22 protein-coding genes are annotated in these 22,037 nt (G+C 66.3%); 16 read left to right on the forward strand and 6 right to left on the reverse strand.

What is annotated here, in order from left to right; genetic code table 11:
- Window positions 1-2 precede the first annotated feature (2 nt).
- Window positions 3-1,463, reverse strand: coding sequence for a DUF3375 family protein (locus NIBR502772_RS01310; RefSeq protein ID WP_141138747.1), 1,461 nt, complete (start codon window positions 1,461-1,463; stop codon window positions 3-5).
- 151 nt (window positions 1,464-1,614) lie between these two features.
- Here NIBR502772_RS01310 and NIBR502772_RS01315 point away from each other — a divergent pair, with 151 nt between their 5' ends.
- The 4 genes from NIBR502772_RS01315 (at window position 1,615) to NIBR502772_RS01330 (ending at window position 5,443) form a co-directional block, all read left to right on the forward strand.
- Window positions 1,615-2,019: a PepSY domain-containing protein gene (locus NIBR502772_RS01315; protein WP_141138748.1), complete on the forward strand. Its 405-nt coding sequence runs from the start codon at window positions 1,615-1,617 to the stop codon at window positions 2,017-2,019.
- A gap of 172 nt (window positions 2,020-2,191) precedes the next feature.
- A complete protein-coding gene (locus NIBR502772_RS01320) occupies window positions 2,192-2,491 on the forward strand; it encodes a hypothetical protein (protein ID WP_141138749.1) in 300 nt (99 codons plus the stop codon).
- A 63-nt stretch (window positions 2,492-2,554) separates the two neighbouring features.
- Window positions 2,555-4,585, forward strand: coding sequence for an acyl-CoA dehydrogenase family protein (locus NIBR502772_RS01325; RefSeq protein WP_141138750.1), 2,031 nt, complete (start codon window positions 2,555-2,557; stop codon window positions 4,583-4,585).
- Window positions 4,586-4,636: 51 nt separating this feature from the next.
- On the forward strand, window positions 4,637-5,443 hold the full coding sequence (locus NIBR502772_RS01330) for a hypothetical protein (protein ID WP_141138751.1): 807 nt from the start codon (window positions 4,637-4,639) through the stop codon (window positions 5,441-5,443).
- Here the strand turns inward: NIBR502772_RS01330 and NIBR502772_RS01335 are convergent.
- Window positions 5,440-5,841 carry a YchJ family protein gene (locus NIBR502772_RS01335; RefSeq protein ID WP_141138752.1) on the reverse strand — a complete coding sequence of 134 codons (402 nt, stop codon included), beginning with the start codon at window positions 5,839-5,841 and terminating at the stop codon, window positions 5,440-5,442. The genes NIBR502772_RS01330 and NIBR502772_RS01335 overlap by 4 nt on opposite strands.
- Before the next feature lie 230 nt (window positions 5,842-6,071).
- Here NIBR502772_RS01335 and NIBR502772_RS01340 point away from each other — a divergent pair, with 230 nt between their 5' ends.
- The 5 genes from NIBR502772_RS01340 (at window position 6,072) to NIBR502772_RS01360 (ending at window position 11,268) form a co-directional block, all read left to right on the forward strand.
- Complete coding sequence (locus tag NIBR502772_RS01340; protein ID WP_141138753.1) at window positions 6,072-6,842, forward strand: hypothetical protein; 771 nt, start codon at window positions 6,072-6,074, stop codon at window positions 6,840-6,842.
- Between the two features lie 170 nt (window positions 6,843-7,012).
- On the forward strand, window positions 7,013-8,077 hold the full coding sequence (locus tag NIBR502772_RS01345) for an aldo/keto reductase (protein WP_141138754.1): 1,065 nt from the start codon (window positions 7,013-7,015) through the stop codon (window positions 8,075-8,077).
- Between the two features lie 80 nt (window positions 8,078-8,157).
- Entirely contained in the window at window positions 8,158-9,162 is a 1,005-nt protein-coding gene (locus NIBR502772_RS01350) for an aldo/keto reductase family protein (protein WP_141138755.1), read from the forward strand.
- Window positions 9,163-9,361: 199 nt separating this feature from the next.
- Window positions 9,362-9,748, forward strand: coding sequence for an RNA-binding S4 domain-containing protein (locus NIBR502772_RS01355; RefSeq protein ID WP_056342031.1), 387 nt, complete (start codon window positions 9,362-9,364; stop codon window positions 9,746-9,748).
- Window positions 9,749-9,879: 131 nt separating this feature from the next.
- Window positions 9,880-11,268 (forward strand): amidohydrolase, encoded by a 1,389-nt coding sequence (locus NIBR502772_RS01360; RefSeq protein WP_141141882.1) that lies wholly within the window; start codon window positions 9,880-9,882, stop codon window positions 11,266-11,268.
- Here NIBR502772_RS01360 and NIBR502772_RS01365 read toward each other — a convergent pair.
- Window positions 11,265-11,771, reverse strand: coding sequence for a hypothetical protein (locus tag NIBR502772_RS01365; protein WP_141138756.1), 507 nt, complete (start codon window positions 11,769-11,771; stop codon window positions 11,265-11,267). The genes NIBR502772_RS01360 and NIBR502772_RS01365 overlap by 4 nt on opposite strands.
- Window positions 11,772-11,889: 118 nt before the next feature.
- On the opposite strand from NIBR502772_RS01365, the gene NIBR502772_RS01370 reads away from it, so the two are divergent.
- Window positions 11,890-12,507 carry a uracil-DNA glycosylase gene (locus NIBR502772_RS01370; protein WP_056342023.1) on the forward strand — a complete coding sequence of 206 codons (618 nt, stop codon included), beginning with the start codon at window positions 11,890-11,892 and terminating at the stop codon, window positions 12,505-12,507.
- Between the two features lie 33 nt (window positions 12,508-12,540).
- On the opposite strand, the gene NIBR502772_RS01375 is transcribed toward NIBR502772_RS01370, so the two are convergent.
- Both NIBR502772_RS01375 and NIBR502772_RS01380 read right to left on the reverse strand, forming a co-directional pair.
- A complete protein-coding gene (locus NIBR502772_RS01375) occupies window positions 12,541-13,785 on the reverse strand; it encodes a type II toxin-antitoxin system HipA family toxin (RefSeq protein WP_141138757.1) in 1,245 nt (414 codons plus the stop codon).
- Window positions 13,782-14,048: a helix-turn-helix transcriptional regulator gene (locus NIBR502772_RS01380; protein WP_141138758.1), complete on the reverse strand. Its 267-nt coding sequence runs from the start codon at window positions 14,046-14,048 to the stop codon at window positions 13,782-13,784. Before NIBR502772_RS01380 ends, NIBR502772_RS01375 begins: the two co-directional genes overlap by 4 nt.
- Window positions 14,049-14,322: 274 nt before the next feature.
- Here NIBR502772_RS01380 and NIBR502772_RS01385 point away from each other — a divergent pair, with 274 nt between their 5' ends.
- On the forward strand, window positions 14,323-15,408 hold the full coding sequence (locus tag NIBR502772_RS01385; RefSeq protein ID WP_246848655.1) for a thermonuclease family protein: 1,086 nt from the start codon (window positions 14,323-14,325) through the stop codon (window positions 15,406-15,408).
- Window positions 15,409-15,477: 69 nt separating this feature from the next.
- Here NIBR502772_RS01385 and NIBR502772_RS01390 read toward each other — a convergent pair whose 3' ends face one another.
- Window positions 15,478-15,693: a hypothetical protein gene (locus NIBR502772_RS01390; protein WP_141138760.1), complete on the reverse strand. Its 216-nt coding sequence runs from the start codon at window positions 15,691-15,693 to the stop codon at window positions 15,478-15,480.
- 223 nt (window positions 15,694-15,916) lie between these two features.
- On the opposite strand from NIBR502772_RS01390, the gene NIBR502772_RS01395 reads away from it, so the two are divergent.
- From NIBR502772_RS01395 to NIBR502772_RS01415, 5 genes are all read left to right on the forward strand, one after another.
- Window positions 15,917-17,764, forward strand: coding sequence for a glycoside hydrolase family 15 protein (locus tag NIBR502772_RS01395; RefSeq protein ID WP_141138761.1), 1,848 nt, complete (start codon window positions 15,917-15,919; stop codon window positions 17,762-17,764).
- A 479-nt stretch (window positions 17,765-18,243) separates the two neighbouring features.
- Window positions 18,244-18,516 (forward strand): winged helix-turn-helix domain-containing protein, encoded by a 273-nt coding sequence (locus NIBR502772_RS01400; protein ID WP_168223466.1) that lies wholly within the window; start codon window positions 18,244-18,246, stop codon window positions 18,514-18,516.
- A 164-nt stretch (window positions 18,517-18,680) separates the two neighbouring features.
- Window positions 18,681-19,430 (forward strand): FadR/GntR family transcriptional regulator, encoded by a 750-nt coding sequence (locus NIBR502772_RS01405; RefSeq protein WP_371706749.1) that lies wholly within the window; start codon window positions 18,681-18,683, stop codon window positions 19,428-19,430.
- Between the two features lie 26 nt (window positions 19,431-19,456).
- The gene (locus NIBR502772_RS01410; protein WP_141138763.1) at window positions 19,457-20,578 is read left to right on the forward strand and encodes an asparaginase; all 1,122 of its coding nucleotides are present in this window, start codon (window positions 19,457-19,459) and stop codon (window positions 20,576-20,578) included.
- An 8-nt stretch (window positions 20,579-20,586) separates the two neighbouring features.
- Window positions 20,587-22,029, forward strand: coding sequence for an aspartate ammonia-lyase (locus NIBR502772_RS01415; RefSeq protein ID WP_141138764.1), 1,443 nt, complete (start codon window positions 20,587-20,589; stop codon window positions 22,027-22,029).
- Window positions 22,030-22,037 lie beyond the last annotated feature (8 nt).

Below are 22,037 nucleotides of genomic sequence, written 5' to 3' on the forward strand. Positions count from 1 at the left end.
CGTCAATCCTTCTTGAGGGTGACCACCGGCAGGTACGCCGTGCGGGTGGTGCCGTCGATCTGTTCGTAGTCCAGGCCGTCCCAGGCGTCGCGGTGAAAGGCCGCGCCATCCTGGAGGGCGTGCGAGAGGAGTGCGCGGATGGAGTTGATGTGCTGTTCCTCCGGCGGCAGCTGCCCCCAGGCCTCGGCGAGGGTGGACGCGCCGGCCACGGCGGCCCGGATGGCGTCGGGACGTGCTTTGCCCGTCCTCGGCGAGCGCACCCGGTCCGAGTCGCTGAAGGCGATGGGGTCGGCCAGCTTGGGCGGAACGGCGAACTCGTCCGGGTCGTAGAGCTTGACCATGGCCAGCGATTCGAACCCGGCGTTGAACAGCACCGGACCGCGGACCAGTCCCGGCCGATCGCGTTCATACGGCAGGGACCTGATGGCCTGCTCGGCCTCGCGCAGGACCTTCCGGAGGCGGACGGACTGGCGGAAGTCGTCGCTCTGGACGTAGGTGTTGAGGCTTTCGCTGAGCTTGCCGTAGATCCGCTGGATCTGGCTGTGCTGGTGGCGGAGCTCGGCCACCAGGTTCTTGAGCGTCTCGCGGTCCTCCGGCGAAAGGTCGTCGGCGAACTGCCGGCTGAGGACCTCACCGATGGCCGACCGGAACCGGAGCTGCTGCTGCGGGTCTTCCAGGAATGCGGTGAAGGAGCGGAAGGTCCTGCCCTCGGGGCTCTGCCGCAGCCGCTTGTCCGCGTCGAGCACCTGCGCCATGGTGGCGCCTTTGCTCAGCGACTCCTCGATGATCTGGTTGCGCAGCTCGCCCACCAGTTCCTCGATGCGGTCGCGCATCTTTTTGTAGTCGGCGGGCAGGCTGGCAGCGAGGTCCAGGATGTTCCCGGCAGCTTCCACCGCTTCGTCGTCGTCCAGCAGGCCGTCAAAGTCGCCTGAGCTGATGTCCTGGATCAGCTGCTGCCGTTCCCCGATCTCGTCCTCCAGGGATTCCAGCCGGGCACTCTGGTCCGGATTGGTCTCGTTGGCCAGCTTCTCCACGTCGCCCAGGAGGGTGCCCAGCCGGGAACCGTTCAGCGTGGACCGCTCGCTGGAAAGGCTGTCCAGGAACGCGAGCACGCGGGCGGCCGGCTCGGTGACCTCGTAAACGATCTGCCCCGACTGGTTGCGGCGGGTCAGGAAATGCTTGCGTGTCCACTCATCCGCATAGTTCCTGCCGGACGACGTGCCGATGGCGGCACCACCCGGCCCGGGCTCCTGGCGCCGGAGCTGCTCAAGGAAGGAGTCGACGTCGGCGTGGAACTCCTCGAGCGGAAGCTGCGGACGGGTGCGGGTAAAGGATGCCTGCAGCACCGCGATCACCCAGGGCGCCGAGCGCGTCAGGGCCCAGGCGGGTCCCTTTGTGAGGAGTTCGAGGTCCCGGAGCCGGGCACTGATCGCGTCAGCGGATGACCTGGCGGAGCGGGGCACGCACTCTCCTTCAGCTGCTGGGGGATGGTTGGGCAGCGCGGATCGCGAAAACTGCCAACTACAAGGTTAACGCAGGCCCCGCGACCGAAAAGTCGTTGTACCTTGCTGGCCGCGGGAGCACACTATTTAGATCACCTGAGAGGAGTCTGTCATGCGTGAAAAAGCTGCACTGATCACCGGCCTGGCGGCTGCGGCTGTCATTCTGGGTGGCGCGACAGTGGCGGTCGCCGCGAGCACCGGGACCAGCGGAGATCAGCCCTTGAGCAAGATCGGGGTCAACGTCGACCGGTCAGTGCCGGTGTCCACCGTCCCGGGGCCCGAGCGGGACGACGATTCCAATCTGGCACCACTTAACACTGCGGACCATGACCAGGCCGCGAACGCCGCATTGGCCAGGGTGGGCCAGGGCAGTGTCATCGAGGTGGAACGGGAAAACGACGGGAACGTCGCGTACGAGGTTGAAGTCAGGCTGGACAACGGTTCCCAGGTTGAAGTGGGGCTCGGCACCGACTTCGCGGTCCTGAACCAGGCCGCCCCGGAGTTCGACGACGACTGAAGGCAACCGCGGACAGTGACTTCCGCGACCGCTCCGTGACCTACGTCCCGGTAGCATTGCGATCCCGCATCAACCCGCCATGACGGCGGGGCAGGTCTGGCTGGGACGCCTAAGCACCCCCTACGCTCATGCTACTGATCTCAACCGAAGCAACGGCGCAGCAGGGGGAACAATGCAGTTCGACTTAAGTGCAGTGGAGACGGCCACCATGGTGTTCATCGGAACCCTGGTGTTTGGCCTGGTCCTGGTGGCCTTCGTCCTGACAGCGGGCTTCCTGGCCCTGGTCATGGTTGGGGTAGGCAAGTTCGCCTGGTTCCTCGCCTCCACCGCGCTGCTGACGGTGGTCCACGGGATCAACAGCGGCTGGGACAGACTGGTCCACCACGCCTCCACCGGATCTCCGGGGGACTTCCAGGGCCAGCCATCCCCTAGCACTGGAAGCTACCCGCGGGTAATGTTGAGAGACAGCTGAAGGGTTCTCCAACCCGGCGGATCCATGGCTTGAGCCGGCCATCCCGGTCAGAGGAGATACCCCATGAGCTTCGCCACTGACACTCCCGCCACGAACCCACCTGCCACCGAAGTTCCTGCCACGGATGCCCCGGACGCCGAAGTTCCCGTCGCCGCGGCCAATATCGGGCCCGAAGCCACCGCGGCGGACGCCCGGGCACTTGCTGAAGCCTCCCGCGAACTCGACTGGGACCGGCCCAGCTTCGCCAAGGGACTCTACCTGGGGAATTTCGACCTCAGCCTCATCCACCCCTGGCCGAAGGCAAAAGCCGATGACGTGGAACGCGGTGAGGCCTTCATGGAGCGCCTCACCGCGTACGCCCGCACCATGTCCGGGCGCGTGATCGAACGCGAGGCCCGGATCCCGGACGAGTACCTCCAGGGCCTGGCAGGCCTGGGCGTCTTTGGCATGAAAATCCCGCAGGAGTACGGCGGACTCGGCTTGTCCCTGGTCTACTACGGCCGGGCCCTGGCGCTGCTCGGCAGCGTCCACCCGAGCATTGGCGCCCTGATCTCCGCGCACCAGTCCATCGGCGTCCCCGAGCCCGTGAAGGTCTTTGGCACGCCGGACCAGAAACGCGAGTACCTGCCGCGCTGCGCCGCCGGCGCCATCACGGCTTTCCTCCTGACGGAACCGGACGTGGGCAGCGATCCCGCCCGGATGGGCAGCACCGCCGTTCCCACGGACGACGGCGGGAGTTACGTCCTGGACGGCGTGAAACTTTGGACCACCAACGGTGTGATCGCCGAGCTGGTGGTGGTGATGGCCGTGGTGCCGGCCCACACCGATGCGGACGGCACCGAACATAAGGGCGGCATCAGCGCCTTTGTGGTGGAAATGGACTCCCCCGGCATCACTGTGGAGAACCGCAACACGTTTATGGGGCTGCGTGGGATCGAAAACGGCGTCACCCGCTTCCACAATGTGAGGGTGCCTGCGGCCAACAGGCTGGGCCGCGAGGGCCAGGGCCTGAAGATCGCACTCACCACGCTGAACACGGGCCGGCTTTCCCTGCCGGCGTTGTGCGTAGCGTCCGGCCGCTGGAGCCTGAAGATCGCCCGGGAATGGTCCAACGCCCGCACCCAGTGGGGCCAGCCGGTGGGCAAGCACGAGGCCGTGGGCAAGAAGATCGCCTTTATCGCCGCGACCGCCTTCGCCCTGGACGCCGTCTTCGAACTGTCCGCGGAACTCGCCGACGCCGGGCAGAAGGACGTGCGGATCGAGGCTGCCCTGGCCAAGCTGTGGTCCTCCGAGATCAGCTACCGGATCGCCGACGAACTGGTCCAGATCCGCGGCGGCCGTGGCTTCGAGACGGCGGAGTCCCTGGAAGCCCGGGGAGAACGCGCGGTTCCGGCCGAACAGCAGCTGCGCGACCTCCGGATCAACCGGATCTTCGAAGGCTCCTCGGAGATCATGAAACTCCTCATCGCCCGGGAAGCCGTGGATGCCCACCTGGCCGCCGCGGGCGACCTTGCGTCCGTGGACGCGAGCCTCCAGGACAAGGCGAGGGCCGCCGTCGGGGCTTCAGGTTTTTATGCCCGCTGGCTGCCCAAACTGGTGGCCGGCGCCGGAATGGACCCCCGGTCCTACAGCGACTTCGGCAGGCTGGCCAAGCAGCTGCGCTTCGTGGAGCGGTCCTCGCGCCGGCTGGCCCGCCAGACGTTCTACGGCATGGGGCGCTGGCAGGCGAAGCTGGAGTACAAGCAGGCGTTCCTGGGCCGGGTGGTGGACATCGGCGCCGAGCTGTTCGCCATGGCCGCCTGCTGTTCCCGGGCCGAAATGATCCTTCGCACCACGCCCGAACATGCCGCCAGTGCCTACGAACTGGCAGAGGCATATTGCGAGCAGGCCCGCGTCCGGATTGACGAGTACTTTGACCAGCTGTGGCGGAACACCGACGACGGCGACCATATCCTCTCCCGCAAGGTCCTGGCCGGGGATTACACGTGGCTTGAGGCGGGCGTACTGGATCAGTCGGAGGGCACCGGTCCGTGGATCGCCGATGCCACGCCGGGGGCGTCCACCAAGGAGAACCTGCACCGAAAGTACCGCTAGCAACTCATAAGCAGGCTTGTTATCGCTGGTCACCAATGGTTGAGTTGACCCATGAGCAACCAAACAGACCCAGAGGACAGGCTTCCGCCGACGACGCGGAACGCGAATCTACGGAATGAAACTGCTCGTGATCAATCCTTCGCCAGCGGCGAGCCCACGCGCGCCTTCGATCAGACGCCCGCGCCCTATGCCGAGCAGGGCCACGCCCCGGCAGCCGAAGCGCCGGTGGCCGACGCTTCGGTGCTGGATCCCCGCCTGACGGATCCGCGCCTGACCGACCAGCAGACGGCCGCAGCCAGGGAGAAGGAACAGTTCGGCGGCATCAAGGTGGGCTCGGCCTTTTTCGGCTGGCTCGCTGCCACCGGCATGGCCGTCCTCCTCACAGCCTTTGTGGCCGCAGCCGGCACCGCGGTGGGCCTGGCGAACAACACCGACGTGAACGAGGCCGTCAACCAGGTGACGACGAACGGCGCCGTCGGGCTGGTGGGCATCATTGTCCTGCTGGTGGTGCTGTTCGTCTCCTACTACTCCGGCGGCTACGTCGCCGGCCGGATGGCCCGGTTCAACGGCGCCCGGCAGGGTTTTATGGTGTGGATCTGGGCGCTGATCGCTGCGATTGTGATTGCCCTGCTGGGCATCATCGCCGGCCAGCAGTTCAACGTCCTTGCCAACCTGAACAGCTTCCCCCGGATCCCCATCAATGAAGGCGAACTGACGCTCACCAGCATCATTGCCGCCGTTGTGGTGGCCCTGGTCGCGCTGGTGGGTGCCGTGCTCGGCGGCCTCGCGGGCATGCACTTCCACCGCAAGGTGGACCGGGCCGGCTTCACGCCGGACGAAACGTACAACGGGGGCTAGGCGAGCATCACGGCGTCGACGTAGTACCAGCGGCGGTTCTCGCGGACAAAACGGCTGGTTTCGTGGTGGACTCCGCGTTCGCCGTCGTGCCGGAAGTGGGCCTTGAACTCCACGGTCCCTTCAGTATCCAGCGGGCCGCCGCGGCTCGTGGACAGGATGTCCAGGCGGCGCCACTCCATGGCCGGGTCCAGTTCCAGATCCGACGGCGCGGTGTCCGGGTGCCAGGTTTTCCGGAGGTATTCGGTGTCCAGCAGGACAAACGCGCTGTAGCGGGAGCGCATCAGCTGCTCCGCCGTGGCGGCTTCGGCCCCGCCATTATGGAACCGTCCGCAGCAATCCGCGTAGGCCTCGCCGGACAGGCAAACGCACGGGCCGGCGTGGATCGGGTTCTCGGTCATGGTGCTCCTGTCGCGGTTGCCTGGACCGCTTTCCGGCGGCCTCGTGGGTCCCTTCCGACTATAGGCCGCAGCCGGTGTTGTCATATCCGGTAACAGCTTCGAAACAACCTCGGACGAACCCCGCCCGGAGCCCGCAGGACCGAAAAATAGTCCGTAAGGTGGAGGAGGGCTGTTGCCCGTGGTGATGAGTGCCGGGACGGACTCCGCCGCCGGCAGAGAGGAGAGATGACGTGGGAGATTCAACGACGATCGCTCTCAACCTGACTTTTTTCGGCACACTCGGCCTGGCGCTCCTGATGTTCCTGGGCCTGTTCCTGCTGGTGGTCATCACCTTGCTGCTTGCCGGCGCCGGACGGCTGTTTGTGCTGACCGCAATGGCCCTCTTTGGGCGGCTCCCCAAACACGAAACCCTCCCCCTGGTCCGCCTGACCGGGGAGTCCATGCCGCCGCCGTCGGGCGCCCCCGACGGAACGCACGACGACGGCGCTGCCGCCCCGCCTGCCGGCAGGATTGCGCCGCGCGACTGGCGCAAAGCCCTTCAAGACGCCCGCACCTTCCTGAAACCCTCCGAACTCCGGCCTCGCTTCCACCATGCGGTGGAGCATCACCCGCTGCTCACCGCGGCCCGCATGGAACCCCCGGTGCTCGCCGAGGACTGGGCTGCCGCGGTAGCCGAAGCGGATGCCCGGGCCATGGCGCGCGCCCGGGCCGCCGCCCCCGAAATCAAGATCTCCGTCCGCGATCTTCCCGGTCCCTCCGTTCCCGCAGCGAAGGTGGAAGCCGTGGCTCCGTTGGTGGAGTCGGCGCTGCACCAGGACAACCCTGCGCGGGACAATTCCGACCGCGACCCCAGCCGTGAGAGCGCCGGCCTTGGGGCCGCCCGCTCCTTCACGAAGCCGCCCGCCCCCGCGCCCCTGTCCCTGCTGGACACCGGCTCGCTGGTGTCATTGTCCGGCCACGCGAACGTCCTCAAGGCCAAGCTGCCTGCCGACCGGAGCTGAGGACGCGCGGCTCCCGGGCCGTCACAAACCGTCACTGCCCCGGCCCGCGTTACCCCGTGCTACGAAAAGCGAAGCACCATGGCGCTTTCCTGCGGCACAGCGCCGAATTTGTGTAGCGTCGTGACGATCCACAGCAATCCGCGTGGGAAATCGATGGTGAGGAGCCGGGGATGAGCCTCAGCGAACTTCGTGTGTTCGGGCGGTCCGGCACGCCCATCAGCCCGCTCACACTGGGCACCATGAACTTTGGCGAAGGGCCGGGCGGCGCAGCCGGCGGCGCCCAGGCAGGCGGCGCCCCCACCGGCGCGGATGAAAGCATCCGCATCATCCAGGCCGCCGTCGACTCCGGCATCACCGCGGTGGACACCGCCGACGTGTACTCCCAGGGTGAGTCCGAACAGGTGGTGGGCCGGGCGCTCCGCGGCCGCCGCGACGACGTCTTCCTGGCCACCAAGTTCCACGGCCAGATGAGCGCCAACCCGGCCCACTCGGGGAACTCCCGGCGCTGGATCATGCAGGCGGTGGAGGGCAGCCTCCGGCGGCTGCAGACGGACCGGATCGATCTGTACCAGGCGCACCGGCCGGACTACAACACCGACGTGCTCGAGACCATCACCGCCCTGAACGACCTCATCCGGCAGGGAAAGATCCTCTATTACGGCACCTCGGTGTTCACCCCGGCGCAGCTCGTGGAGGCCCAGTGGCTGGCCACCACCAACCACCTGATCCCGCCCGTAGCCAACCAGGTCCCCCATTCGATGCTTGTCCGCGGCAACGAACGTGATGTCCTGCCCATCGCGCAACAGTACGGCCTGGGCGTGCTGGCGTACGGTCCGCTGGCCGGGGGCTGGCTGTCAGGCGAGTTCGTCCTCGATGCCGGGAAACCGCCAACCCGAGTGCACTCACTTCCGGGCCGCTACGACATTTCCGGGCCGTCCAGCGAGCGGAAGCTGCTGGCTGCGGACGCGCTGGCCCGGCTGGCCGACAAGCTGGAGATCTCGCTCGTGGAACTGTCCATCGGGTTTGCGCTGAACCACCCCGCCGTCAGCAGCGTGATCATCGGCCCCCGCACCGAAGACCATCTCAAGGCCTATCTCAAGGCCGCGGACACCCTCCTGGGCGAGTCCGTGCTGGATGCGATCGACGAATTGGTGCCGCCCGGGACCAACTTCGTGGAGCGCGACGCCGGGGCGATAGTGCCGTCCCTGGAGTACGCGGAACTCCGCCGCCGCTGATCGCGGGGGCGGCCGCACCTCCGTCGCCCGTTTGCGGAAAGCCCTTTCCCTCAATAGCTATCTCCGCTAGCGTGGAAACCATGGAATTCAGATACCTCGGAAACAGCGGCCTTAAAGTCTCGGAAATCACGTTCGGCAACTGGCTGACGCACGGCTCGCAGGTGGAGAACGACGTCGCCACCCAGTGCGTACGCGCAGCGCTCGACGCCGGCATCAGCACGTTCGACACGGCGGATGTCTACGCGAACACCGCCGCGGAAACCGTCCTCGGCGAGGCGCTGAAGGGCGAACGCCGCGAGTCACTGGAAATCTTCACCAAGGTCTACGGCCCCACCGGCCCCAAGGGCAAAAACGATGTGGGCCTGTCCCGCAAGCACATCATGGAGTCGATCAACGGCTCACTCAGCCGGCTCCAGACGGACTATGTGGACCTCTACCAGGCCCACCGGTACGACTTCGAGACGCCGCTGGAAGAAACCATGCAGGCGTTCGCGGACATCGTCCGGCAGGGCAAGGCGCTGTACATCGGCGTCAGCGAGTGGACCGCGGACCAGCTCCGCGAGGGCCATGCCCTGTCCAGGGAACTGGGTTTCCAGCTGATCTCCAACCAGCCGCAGTACTCCATGCTGTGGCGCGTCATCGAGGCCGAGGTTGTGCCGGCGTCGGAGGAGCTGGGCGTGTCCCAGATCGTCTGGTCCCCCATGGCGCAGGGCGTGCTGAGCGGCAAGTACCTGCCCGGCCAGCCTGCGCCCGAAGGCAGCCGCGCCACGGATGACAAGGGCGGCGCCAAGATGATCCAGCGCTGGATGCGTGACGACGTCCTCGCCGGTGTCCAGGACCTCAAGCCGATCGCCGCGGAAGCCGGGCTCTCCATGCCGCAGCTTGCGGTGGCCTGGGTCCTGCAGAACCCGAACGTTGCCTCCGCCATCGTGGGCGCGTCACGCCCCGAGCAGATCGCTGACAGTGTGGCCGCCGCGGGTGTGGTCCTGGAGCCTGAGGTCCTGAAGAAGATCGACGACGCCATCGGATCACTCGCGGAACGCGATCCGGCGCAGACCAAGTCCCCCGCCACCCGCGAAGCCTAGGAGCGCCGCGCCCCTGGAGTTTTTGTCCAGATAATGGCCGGAAAACGCACCAATGGCCCCATTATCTGGACAAACACTCCGGGCTGGGGCGGGGCTTGGCTCCTGCCCGGGGCCACCCATCCCGCAGCGTTACCCGCGTCCGCCAGGGTGTCGGCGCAGTGCGTTCCGAGAACGCGACGCCGTATACTCGGTGCCAGCCATGACCATCCTTCCGTCCTCCCCCGCCAGCGTCCGCATTGATGCGTGGCTGTGGGCGATCCGCGCCTACAAGACACGCTCTGCCGCCACCGCGTCGTGCCGGGCCGGGCACGTGCGGCTGAACGGAAGCCCGGCCAAAGCCTCGGCCACTCTGGTCACAGGCGACACCGTCACCGTGCGGATGTCCGGCTTCGAACGCACCCTCGAAGTCCGCCGCCTGATCGCCAAACGCGTCGGCGCAGAGGTGGCTTCGCACTGCTTCACCGACCACACACCGCCACGGCCGGTGGCGCCGGCCTTGGGCCTCCCGCAGCGCGACCGTGGCGCGGGACGTCCCACCAAGAAGGACCGCCGCGAGATGGAACGGCTCAAGGGCCCCGCAACCTAGGCCCCCGCCTTCGACTCGGAGTCCTGCTCCGCGACTGAGCTACCAGAATTGGAACTGTGAACAACATCGTCCTGACCTCCGCCAGACAGCCCGGCGAGGACACCGTCTCGGACTTGCACATCGTTGACGGCATGGTGACCCGGATCAATGCCGGCGCCGGGATCCCGGGCGACGCCCGCGTGGTCAGCCTGGACGGGCGTTACGTCATTCCGGGGCTCTGGGACGAGCACGTCCACATGACCCAGTGGGCGCTGCACTCAAACAGGCTGGACCTGACCTCCGCCGCGTCCGCGCGAGAGGCGTCCGCCGCCGTCGGACTTGATGTTCACGACGCCGATCCTTCGGTCACCACCGTAGGGGTGGGCTTCCGCGACGTCCTGTGGCCGGACGTCCCCACTCTGGAAATGCTCGATGCCGCCACCGGCAACCAGCCCACCGCCCTGATCAGCCACGACCTGCATTGTGTCTGGCTGAACAGCGCCGCAGCCCGGCGGTACGGAGTGGAGGTTGATGACGGCGGCCTGCTCCGGGAGGAACCTGCCTTTGCACTGACCCGTGAGCTGGGCCAACTTCCGGACTCAGTGGTGGACGGCTGGGTCCGCGATGCCGCAGAAGCAGCATCCGCCCGGGGCATTGTGGGCGTCGTTGATTTTGAAATGACCTGGAACCGTGACGTCTGGCTGCGCCGCTTTGCCGGTGGATTCAACAGCCTGAGGGTGGACGCCGGTGTCTACCCGGAGGACCTGGAGCGGGCCCGCCAGGACGGTATGCGCACGGGCCTGGAGCTCGACGGCGGCAAGGGGCTCCTGCGCGCCGGCCCGCTGAAGGTCCTCATTGACGGTTCGCTGAACACCCGGACGGCGTTTTGTGTGGATCCCTACCCCGACGGCGGCTACGGGCTGCTGACTGTCAACGTTGATGACTTGTTGTCCCTGCTTAGCCGGGCGCGGGAGTACGGCTTTGTCCCGGCGGTCCATGCGATCGGGGATGGCGCCAACCAGGTGGCGCTGGATGCCTTCGAGCGAGCAGGGATCGGCGGCCGGATTGAACACGCGCAGTTTGTCCGGACGGAGGATTTGGCCCGCTTTGGGCGTCTGGGGGTTACGGCAAGCGTGCAGCCGGTGCATGCACTGGATGACCGCGACGCCGTGGAGGCCAACTGGGGCGGCCGCACGCAGCGGGCGTTTCCGCTGAGGTCGCTCCTCAACGCCGGAGCCACGTTGGCGCTGGGTTCGGACGCGCCGGTTTCACCGCTGGACCCGTGGGCTGCGATGTCCGCGGCCAGCACCCGGTCCCGGCAGGACACCCGCGGGCCGTGGCATCCCCAGGAATGCATCAGCCGGCGGCAGGCACTTGCCGCTTCAGCTAGGGGCCGGAGCCGGCTCCGGGCCGGGGACCCGGCGGACCTGGTGGTGCTCGACGCCGATCCGCTGGCCTCGCCGGACCCGGAATTCGCCGCCATGCCGGTCGCGGCAACGCTGGTGGCCGGCCGCTTCACGTACGACGGCGGCCTGGCTTAGTTCCGCACCTTGGCCTGCACGAGATTCGCGAACGGCAGCTTGCCGTGGTCCGCGAGGAAGGCAGCGTGGTACGCGGCCTCGGCTTGGCTTACTTCTTCGGCGGGCAGCTCTTTCCACGCCATGATGAGTTCATCCGTGTGGGTCAGCTGCCAGATGAGGCGGCCGTCCCAATGCCCCGGCGGCCTGCCCCGCCCAAAATCCAGGAACTCCTTGATCTGGTTCCGGAGGCCGCGGTTGCCCTTGCTGCCAGGCCCTGCCTTGCCGATGTAGAGAATGTCCGCGCCGTCCACCCATTCAGCCCATATGGCGTCCGCCGGCAGGGTGGGATTCTTTTTCTTGAAGGTACCGGCGGTGCTGATCTTCAGGAAGTGCGGCTCGAACTCATTCGGCCGAAGAACGGCGAACACCCCGGTGCCCTGCGGAACCCTGATGATCTCAAGGCTGTCGAAGCTCCGGAAGCCGGCAAAGCCGTCGGACTTGAGCGTTTTCCTGTTCATCATCATGACGTTACCCGGCCAGGCGCCGGTCCGGAGCAAACTTGCACTGCGCACCCCTACGCCCAAAAGCGTAGAGTGGGTTAAGACGCCTGTTTCTGGACGCCGTGCTGCTGAGGGAGAGATCGTGACGATTGACTGGGACGAAAAAAAGGCCCTGCTACAGGAACCAAACATCGCGGCGGTAACGCAGCTCTGCGATGAACTGATGGAAAAGAAGCCAGGGTCCGTCGTCCCGTACATCGACCCCGTGCACGACGAGGACGAATGCCGGATCGTCAGCCTCCACGTCAGTCCGGGCAAGGGCACCGAATCGGGGTTCGTCTCCCATTTCAACGACGACGAAGCCGCCCGCCGCGCCACCCAGATTTACGAACTTGCCGAGCTTGATCCGCGCTATGTGATGCCGTGGAATGCGTACCCGTGGGTGCGGGATCCGGAGCTTCCATCGGCGCTGAACGTCCAGGAGAAGACTGACGGCCTGCGGCCCTTCCGGCAGTTCCTGAAGATCAACCGCCGTGTCTCCGCAGTCATCGCCCACGGCACGGACGCTTCCACGTTCCTCACCCTCTTCGAGAAGACCTACCATTCTTCCCTGAAGAACAGCGGCATCAAGATCTACAAGGCCAGCGCGCTCGGCGGGCGGGCCTTTGCTGTTTCCGAAGCAAAACAGGAGGATCTCCTCGCCAAGAGCGTGGACGTCTACAAGGACGCCATGCAGCGGGCAGGCATCCAGCACCTCTAACCACGCACGACGGCGGCAGTCACCGCGGGTGCCTCAGCCTTCCAGCAGGCGCCTCCGGTGCTTGAGCTCCTTCACCCACGCCCTGGTGACCATGTCCGGGAACGGCGAGCCGTCGTCGTCGTTCTTCTCCGGACCTCCGAGCCCGGCGAACGCAGTGCCTGCCTCCAGGTCGGCGATCAGCGGACCTGACGCCTTCAGGGCAAGCTCCAGCACCTGGGCTGCTGTACGGTCACTCAGTCCCAGGTCCTTGGCCCAGCCAAGAAAGTGCCGGCGCGAGATCCCGCTCCGCTTCCCGTTCAGGGTCAGCGCAAGGGTCTTGTCCCCGTAGACCACGGTGGAGGGAATGTCGTAGACCGGGGCGATGGTCCACTCGCCATGCGGCTGCTGGACCATGGAAACGTTCTTGGCGTGCAGGTCCCCGTTGCCGCTCAGCCACGCAAACGCCCCCTGGACCGCCAGGTTCCGGAGGGCCGGGAGGGGCGCCGAGCAATAGTCGGCCAGAGCATGGCAGACCTGCGCATAAGCCACGTTGTACTTGTCCGCCGGGTAGAGCTTCAGGACCTGGGCCCCGTCCTCCACCGCCAGCCGCCGGACGTCGTCCGGCCCGCCGCCGGAGATGGGCACCCGGTCGAAGCGTTCCACCAGGAGCCCGGGCCGGCCCGCGACATCCCGGATCAGCCGGACCCGGCTCAGCGGAATCCGCAGCTTGGCCGCATACCGGAACATCACCAGCTCGTTCTCCACCACATGCGGGAATTCGGGGGCGTTGAGTTTAAGGATGAACCGCCTGCCGGCGCTGGCCACAGGGAGCGAGATCATGCCGGCAGACAGCTTGTCCTGCACCCCGGCCAGCGCAACGGGGTCGATCAGGTCCGGATCGCCGAGCAACTTGTCGAAGTCCACCGGCAGCTTGGGATCCAGCTGGACAGCGTGCTCGTCCGGATCCAGCGGCTCACCGTGGCCCACGATCTGGACGTCGCCCACCGGGTTCCCGCCGGCGGCGATCAGCAGGGACAGGTCATCGTCGGCGCTGGTCTTGATGGACCGCCGCAGCGCGTTGAGCCGGCGGCCCTCCGGCAGGAGCCCGGTGAAATAGGGCGGTGCCGCACCCGCCGCTGAATCGACGGAGGCGGCGGTGAGCGGCAGGGAACTGGCGACGGCGGGTCCCCCGGACGCGAGGTAGGCCGGCACGTAGCTGAACCGGGTGCCGCCGTCGTGCCTTTCAAGCCGCGCGGCGAGCACGCCGGCCTTGTAGATGTCGGCGATGCGGTGCTTCATCGCTGTGGTTCCTGACCGCTGGCGTGGCCTGCGAGCGCGCGGGCACCCTTGCCCGTCCTGGTGGTGATCCGCAGTTCGAGGCCCAACGTGTCCAGGACGGCCAGTAGGGAATCCAGCTGGACGCTTGGCTTGCCCTGCTCGACGAACCTCACGAAGCGTACCGAGACCCCAGCCATGTCGGCGAGGTCCTGTTGGGTCAGGCCCAGCGCTAGGCGGCGCGAGCGGACCTCTGAAGGCAACTGATCCCCAAATGCGTCGGCCAAGAGCAACTCCAATAGGTACGATCGTTCCGAATTCAGCGTGCAGCAAGCTTATGACTTCGCAACTGCTCATGTAAAGGGCAGATCGGCACGTTCGTGCCGGAGGGTTAAAAGGTAGCGGAGGGGTAGAACCATAACTGCGACCATCTTGATGCACTCTTGCCCAAAACCTGAGGCCGGACGTCCAGCATCAGTGGATACAACTGTCAGGGTTCTTCCAGATGGCGGGGCGCCCCCACCTTGGAGTAACCGGCCACAAGTTCAGAGAGAGCCTGAAGTGAAGAACCTAATCATTGCCTCGGTAGCCGCGGCCACCCTGATCGCCGGCTCTTTGGTAGTGGCCGCAGCTGCCAATGCCGACTCCGGAACTGTGGTCCGTATCGTCGATGGCGATACGTTGGTGGTATCAATCAACAACGGCGACCACACGATCCGGCTGCTCAATATCGACACGCCTGAAACGAAGGACCCCGACCTGCCGGTTGAATGCCTTGGCCCGCAGGCCACGGAATACCTCGAGGGGCTGCTGCCGAAAGGCACCCAGGTCAAGCTTGAATTCGATAAGGAACGGCACGACCAATACGGCCGGACCCTCGCCGGAGTCTTCGCTCCGAACGGCTCCCTGGTGAATGCCGAGATCGCGCGGGAAGGGCTGGGGATCCCCGTGCAGTACGGCGAAAACCGTAAGTTCCTGCCGCCGGTCGAAGCAGCCTACGCGGAAGCCAGGTCGGCCAAGAGTGGCCTGTTTTCCGATCAGGTCGACTGCACTGTACCTGCCCAAGTTGCGAAAACGACCAAGGCGCTTGAAACCGCAACGGCAGCTGAGCCCGCAACCACCTCAGCTGCTGCAGGCGTAGCGGCGGCAGTACTTGTCACCCAACTGGCGGCAGCAAAGGCCCTCAGAACTGTTCTTGCTGCCAGCAAGGACACACAGAGGGCAATCTACTGGGCCGGCCTGACGGCCACCGTCGCGGCGGCATACCTTTCGACGCTGGACAACAAGGTCGCCGCGGCGGAGAAGAAGCGGGACGAAACGAAGGCCTTGCAGGGCACACTCGCCGCGGCAGAGAAGAAGGCACACGAGGACCGCTTGGCCGCCGAAGCACAGGCTGCAGCGGAAAAGAAGGCTGCAGAGGAGCGCGCGGCAGCTGAAAAGAAGGCGGCTGACGAGGCAGCCGCAGCAGAAGCGGCCCGTCAGGCCGAGGCCGAGCGCCTACGAAGGTTGCCTGCACCCGCACCCTACATACCGCCGGCACCCCAACCGTACATTCCGCCTGCTCCCGCCCCTTATGTACCACCGACTACCAAGTACACGGGTCCACGCTGCTATGCACCGGGCGGGGGGTCCTGGAGCCCCTGCTGAGAGAGGCGGATGGCACCGGGTCCCAAGCGCTCTTGGGGCTCGCTGTTGTAGCCCCGATCCGAGGCCGGACTATTCGTCGACCTCGGAACTCTTTCGGCGTTCTTCTATGCTTTGGGCAACGTGCAGAATAGTGTCTTCTACGCCGCCAGCGATGGCTTTTGGAGCCGCAGCAACGGTGCCGGCAGCAGTGCCAACCACTCCGGCGACTGTAGTTCCAGCGGCGTGGCCCAGGTCGAGCAGGGACGCATGCCATTCCTTCCGCTCGAATGCGGGCACGGCCGGCATACCGTATCCCTCAGAAAACACAGTCGGTAACCGCTGGATCTCCGTGATGGCGTCGTAAAGCCTTGGCATCTGTTCGGCATTCTGCGCTCGATTGAGGACCGGGCCCGCGTGGGCCGAGCAGGTTCCAAAGTTGTGCCACCCACAGCCAAAGCAGTGGCGCAACACGCAGAACGGCGGGAGAATCTAAGTATCAGGATCAAAGAATCTGAAGGAGCCAGCAGGCATGCATGCTCCGGCGTTTCCGCGCCCGGTGGAGCGTCTCGACGGGTATCTGCCCATCGAGGATCACGGCCTCATCGGCGACGGTTCCACCTGCGCCCTGGTGGGGCGGGACGGCGGAATCTCCTGGCTTTGCCTGCCCGAATTCGACAGCCCGCCCTTCCTGGCAGGCATTCTGGACACGGATGCTGGCGGCCTCCTTGAGATCACGCCGCTGCCGCTCGTGTCCTCCACCCAGCGGTACACAGAAGATTCCGGGGTGCTGGTCACCTCGCTGCTATCTGACCACGGCATGCTCAAGGTGACGGACTGCATGTCCCTCCGTTCCGGCGCTAACCTCGGCGAACCTGTTCCGGCCGGCCGACATGAACTACTCCGGTACGCGGAGGCAGTTGGCGGCGATATCCGGGTGCGCGTGCGCCTGGCGCCGAAGGTTGGCACTACCTTTGACCAGCTTGCATCCGGGTGGAGGTTCGACTGGCCGGTGAACGGCACAGCGGAGGTCTACCTGTGGTCATCGGTGGAGCTCCGGCCCGACGGGCGTGGACTCAGTACGGAGCTGACGCTGCGCGCCGGCGAAACACTGACAGTCTCCCTGCACTGGTCGGGCCGCTTCCGGCTGCGGCAACGGCCGGACGCGAGGAAGCTCATCGACCAGACCGTGCGGGCGTGGCGGGAGTGGTCCTCGAGCCTGGATTGCGAGGGCTCCCAGGCAGACCTCATGAAGCGCTCGGCCCTGACCCTGAAGCTGCTCGACCATGCGGAGACCGGCGCCATCATGGCAGCGGCCACATCTTCCCTGCCCGAATGGCCAGGCTCGCCACGCAATTGGGACTACCGCTACACCTGGGTCCGGGACGCGTCCTTCTCCAACTACGTCTTCCGGCGGATCGGCGACCCCAGCGACGCGGATGTGTTCCTCGCGTGGGTGCTGACCAATGTAGAGCGCGACGGCGTCCCGCACATTATGTACGCACTGGACGGTTCGCAACCGCCGGAGGAAGTGGAGGATCCGGTGCTGCGGGGCTACCGCGGTTCCGCACCGGTGCGCTGGGGTAACGGCGCAATCCACCAACGGCAGCATGATGTCTACGGTGAAATCGTGGACATCGCCTACCAGTGGTCCAACAGCGGCCAGCCAGTGGATAAGCATCTATGGGCGGCACTGACCCCCATTGTGGAAGCAGCCATCACCAGCTGGAAAACACCCGACAGCGGCCCCTGGGAGGTACGCAGCGCCGGGCGACCGTTCACATACTCGGCAGCCATGTGCCACGTGGCCTTGGACCGGGCAATCCAGATCGCCCGCAAGCACAGGTTGCCGTATCCGAAGAGGCGGTGGGAGGCGGCAGCCCGGGAGATACATGACGCCACACTCCGCCTCTCTTGGAATCCGGAACGGCGCACTTTCACCGAACAGCTGGGAGGTTCCGGCGGTGTGGACGCCGCGCTGCTGTCCCTCCCTATCCGGAATGTCATTTCATTCAATGATCCGAGGATGGTCTCCACAACCAAGGCCATCGCGGCAAACCTGGACGCCGGCAACGGGCTGCTGTTCCGCTACCTGCCACAGGTATCGCCGGACGGACTACCCGGCGCCGAAGGCGCCTTCCTGCTGTGCAGCTTCTGGCTGGTGGACAACCTGGCCGGGCAAGGGCGGCTGGACGAGGCGCACGAACTGTACGAATCCCTGTGCAGCCGCGCGAATCCCCTGGGGCTCCTCCCCGAACAGATCCATCCGGACACCGGGGAATTCCTCGGAAACTTCCCCCAGGCCTTCAGCCATGTGGGCGTGCTGGCCAGCGGGTTGCGGCTCCTGAAGGCCCAGCGCCGCAACGCCGCGCACTCGTGAACAGCGCCGTCACAAACATTGACACGCACTATGGCCCGTGCCATATTTGTGGCGTGAACCTGTCGGACAGCCGGACAGCAGAACACCCTGCGACGGCTTGTCCGCAGCTCCAGGGACTTCCCAGCCCCTAACACCTGGCCAACCTCAGAAAATAGGCCCCAACCGCCCGTCCCTCCGATCACCATCTGATCCGGGGCACATCGTTGTGCCCAAAATCCCCGCCGGGTTCAGAGACTCAAAGACGAGGTCCCTTCCGGGGGCTGAATCCCGGCACTTAGCCAAGGACTGACTTTGAACATCAAATCAACGAAATGGATTCTGGCCTCGCTCCTGATGGGAATCATCAGTGGCCTGGTGTTCCACTGGCCCGACCCGCCACGCCCGACGCCACCGGCCTCGCGGCTGAGGACGCAGAAGAGACCCGCGTCCCCGCTCCAGCAATGCGCTGATCGAGTCACGCACTGAAAGGCATGCGAAAAATGATTCATTCACTCACGGTCCCCGAAGACGCGGACCGTCGCCGCGACGTCCGGTCAAGGATCATCGAGCATCTCGCCCGTAACGGAGCGAGCAAGGTGTCAGACATCAGCAGCGCCATCAATTCCTCCAGGGAAAACGTCCGCTACCACCTTGCGACGCTTGAGGCCGCTTCGCTGGTCCGCTCCAACATTTCCCCCGGGACAAGAGGCGGCTGCACCCCCTTCTACGCGCTCATCCCCGCGATTGCACGGTCCCGGCAACCAGTTCCCTGAGCGGCGGCCCGCATTCTGCAAGTCCTTGTGCGAACCTGACGGCTTGTCCCGACCCTGACGGCCGGCGGACCCTGGTCCGGGGATTCAACTTCCTCGGGCCAGGGCCCGCAGGTCCCTCGGGTACCCGCATTGACACACACTGTGACCCGTGCCATATTTGAGGCGTGAACCTGTCAGACAGCCGGACAGCAGGGCATCCTGCGAAGCCCTCCGGACACCAGTCCCCCGGAGCCCAGCGGCTCGACGCCCAACCGCTGGCCCGTCTCAGCGCGGCGGAAGCTGTCTTCAACGCCATCCGCACCGATATCGAATCCGGCACCGTGGCCGTGGGCGGCAAGCTCAGCTCCGAGGCGATGCTCTCGCAGCAGTACGGGGTCAGCCGCTCGGTCATCCGCGAGGCGCTACGCTCCTGCACCGCCCTGGGCCTGACTGTCACCAAGACCGGGAAGGGCACGTTTGTGGTCGCCAACAAGGTGGCCAATGACCTGACCCTGGGGCATTACTCTGCGCGGGACCTCACCGAGGCCCGCCCGCACATCGAGGTTCCGGCAGCAGGACTGGCCGCCCAGCGCAGGACGGACGAGGAACTCGAGACGCTGCGGCATATCGTCGCCGCCATGACGACGGAAACAGACCCGGAATCCTGGGTTGCCCTGGACTCCAGTTTCCACGCCGCCATCGCCCGCGCCAGCGGCAACAAGGTGTTCGCCAGCGTGGTGGCAGATATCCGGGGAGCCCTGGCCTTCCAGTCGGAAACCCTGAACATGGTGGCCGACCGCCAGAACGCGTCGGACACCGAGCACCAGCAGATCCTCGCGGCCATCGAAGCCGGTTCCGCCGAGGCCGCAAGCCTAGCCATGGCCGAACACCTGCGCGCTGTGGGCGTCGCCCTCGACTCCATCCTCAACAAGTAACTCCCCTAACAAAGACCTAGGACTCCATGCCTGCCCCTGCCCTTCCTGCTGCCCAAACCGCTGTCCCCGGTACGGCCGCACACGCATTTTTGACCGGCACCGAAGCCGGGACGCTCGCCCGGCACGCACCCCTGGTGGTCGCCACCCGCGACGGCCTCGTGGAAAGCGTCCACTACGGCTCGGCCATCGCCACCGCAGCCGACGGCTCGATCCTGGCGACGGCAGGCGACCCGCTGGCGCCGTTCTACCCGCGCTCTTCCCTCAAGCCTCTGCAGGCCGTGGCCATGGTCCGCGCCGGCCTGAACCTCCCTGCCGATCTGCTCGCCCTGACCGCAGCCAGCCACTCCGGCGGAGCCAAACACCGCGGCGGCACCCAGCGCATCCTCGCCATGCACGGGCTTGCTGTGGGCGACCTCGAGAACAGCACCGACCTGCCCTACGGAACCGGCGAGCGTGAGGACTGGCTGCGCACCGGCTTCCGCGCCACGCAGCTGACCCAGAACTGCTCCGGCAAGCACGCCGCCATGGCCGCCACGTGCGTCATCAACGGCTGGCCGGTCAAGGGTTACATCGATCCGTCCCACCCGCTGCAGCAGCTGATCGCCGCCACCGTCACCGAGCTGACCGGCGAGGAGCCCTTCGCCCGCAGCACGGACGGCTGCGGGACGCCCCTCTTCGCCCTCACCCTCCACGGCATGGCCCGCGCGTTCGGCGCCATCGCGGCGGCCGCCACCGCGATTACCGTCGTCAGCACCTCCGACGACGGCGGGACCGCCCCGCTGCTTGCGGAAGCCGCCGTCGGGCTCGCCATGCGGCAGCACCCTGACATGGTGGCCGGCGATCGCCGGGACGTCACGGAACTGATGCGACTGCTGCCCGGCTCTGTGGCGAAGGACGGTTTTGAAGGTGTGCAGCTCGTCGGCCTGCCGGATGGCCGCGCAGTTGCCGTCAAGATTTCCGACGGCGGGGACCGCGCCCGGATGCCCGCCACCGTCCACGTTCTTGAATCCCTCGGCGTGGACATTGCGCCGCTCGCCGGCATCGGCACAGCCCCTGTCCTGGGCGGCGGCCACAAAGTGGGCCTGCTGCGGCCCACAGATTTCCTGCCTGCACCTATCCTGTCCGCGCCCGCCAACGAAGCCCTGTGAGGACCCCCATGATCAACCTGACCACCAACCTGAGTGCCGTGGATGCCGTCCCCGAAACCCGGTCCGAGCATGACCTTCTGGGTGACCGCGACGTCCCAGGCAACGCCTACTGGGGCGTCCACACGCTCCGCGCCGTCGAAAACTTCCCCATCACCGGGCAGCCGCTATCCTCCAACATGCACCTGGTCCGGGGACTGGCCGCCGTGAAACTCGCCGCCGCCCGCACCAACCGCGAACTGGGACTGCTGGACGCCGAACGCGGCCACGCGATCGAACAGGCGTGCACCGACGTGATGAACGGCCAGCTCAGCGACCAGTTTGTGGTGGACGTGATCCAGGGCGGCGCCGGGACGTCGTCGAACATGAACGCGAACGAGGTCATCGCCAACCGCGCCCTCGAAATCCTCGGCCACCCCAAGGGCGACTACACCCGCCTGCACCCCAACGACCACGTGAACCTCAGCCAGTCCACCAACGACGTGTACCCCACCGCCGTGAAGCTGGGCACCATCTTCGCCGGCCGGGAACTGCTGGACGCACTGGCAGAACTCGAAGAGGCCTTCGCCGCCAAAGCACTGGAATTCCGCACCGTGGTGAAGATGGGCCGCACCCAACTCCAGGACGCCGTCCCCATGACGCTGGGCCAGGAGTTCGGCACGTACGCCATCACCATCGGCGAGGACCGGCTGCGCCTGGCCGAGGCGGAACTGCTCATCCACGAAATCAACCTCGGCGCCACCGCCATCGGCACCGGCCTGAATGCCCCCGCCGGCTACACCGAGGCAGCCTGCCGGCACCTGGCCGAGGTCACCGGGCTCCCCCTGGTCACCGCCGTCGACCTCATCGAAGCCACCCAGGACGTGGGCGCCTTTGTGCACCTGTCCGGCGTGCTCAAGCGCGTGGCCGTGAAGCTGTCCAAGATCTGCAACGACCTCCGCCTGCTCTCCTCCGGCCCGCGCGCCGGCTTCGGCGAGATCAACCTGCCGGCCGTCCAGTCCGGCTCCTCCATCATGCCCGGCAAGATCAACCCGGTGATCCCGGAAGTGGTCAGCCAGGTGGCCTACGAGGTCATCGGCAACGACGTCACCATCACCATGGCCGCCGAAGCCGGCCAGCTCCAGCTCAACGCCTTCGAACCCATCATCGTTCACAGCCTCCACAAGAGCATCTCCCACCTCGAAGCAGCCTGCCGCACCCTCACGGCACGCTGCGTCCGGGGCATCACCGCCAACACCGAGCACCTCCGGCTCACCGTGGAACAGTCAATCGGCCTGGTCACCGCCCTTAATCCCCACCTTGGGTACGCCACGGCCACCGCCATCGCCCAGGAGGCTCTCGCTACCGGCAAGGGTGTAGCCGAGCTCGTGCTCGAACACGGCCTGCTCACCGCCGCCCAGCTCCAGGAACTCCTCAGTCCCGAGCGCCTGGCGAACCTCAGCAAACAGCCCTAAAGGACACC

The organism is Pseudarthrobacter sp. NIBRBAC000502772 (assembly GCF_006517235.1).
GTDB lineage: Bacteria > Actinomycetota > Actinomycetes > Actinomycetales > Micrococcaceae > Arthrobacter.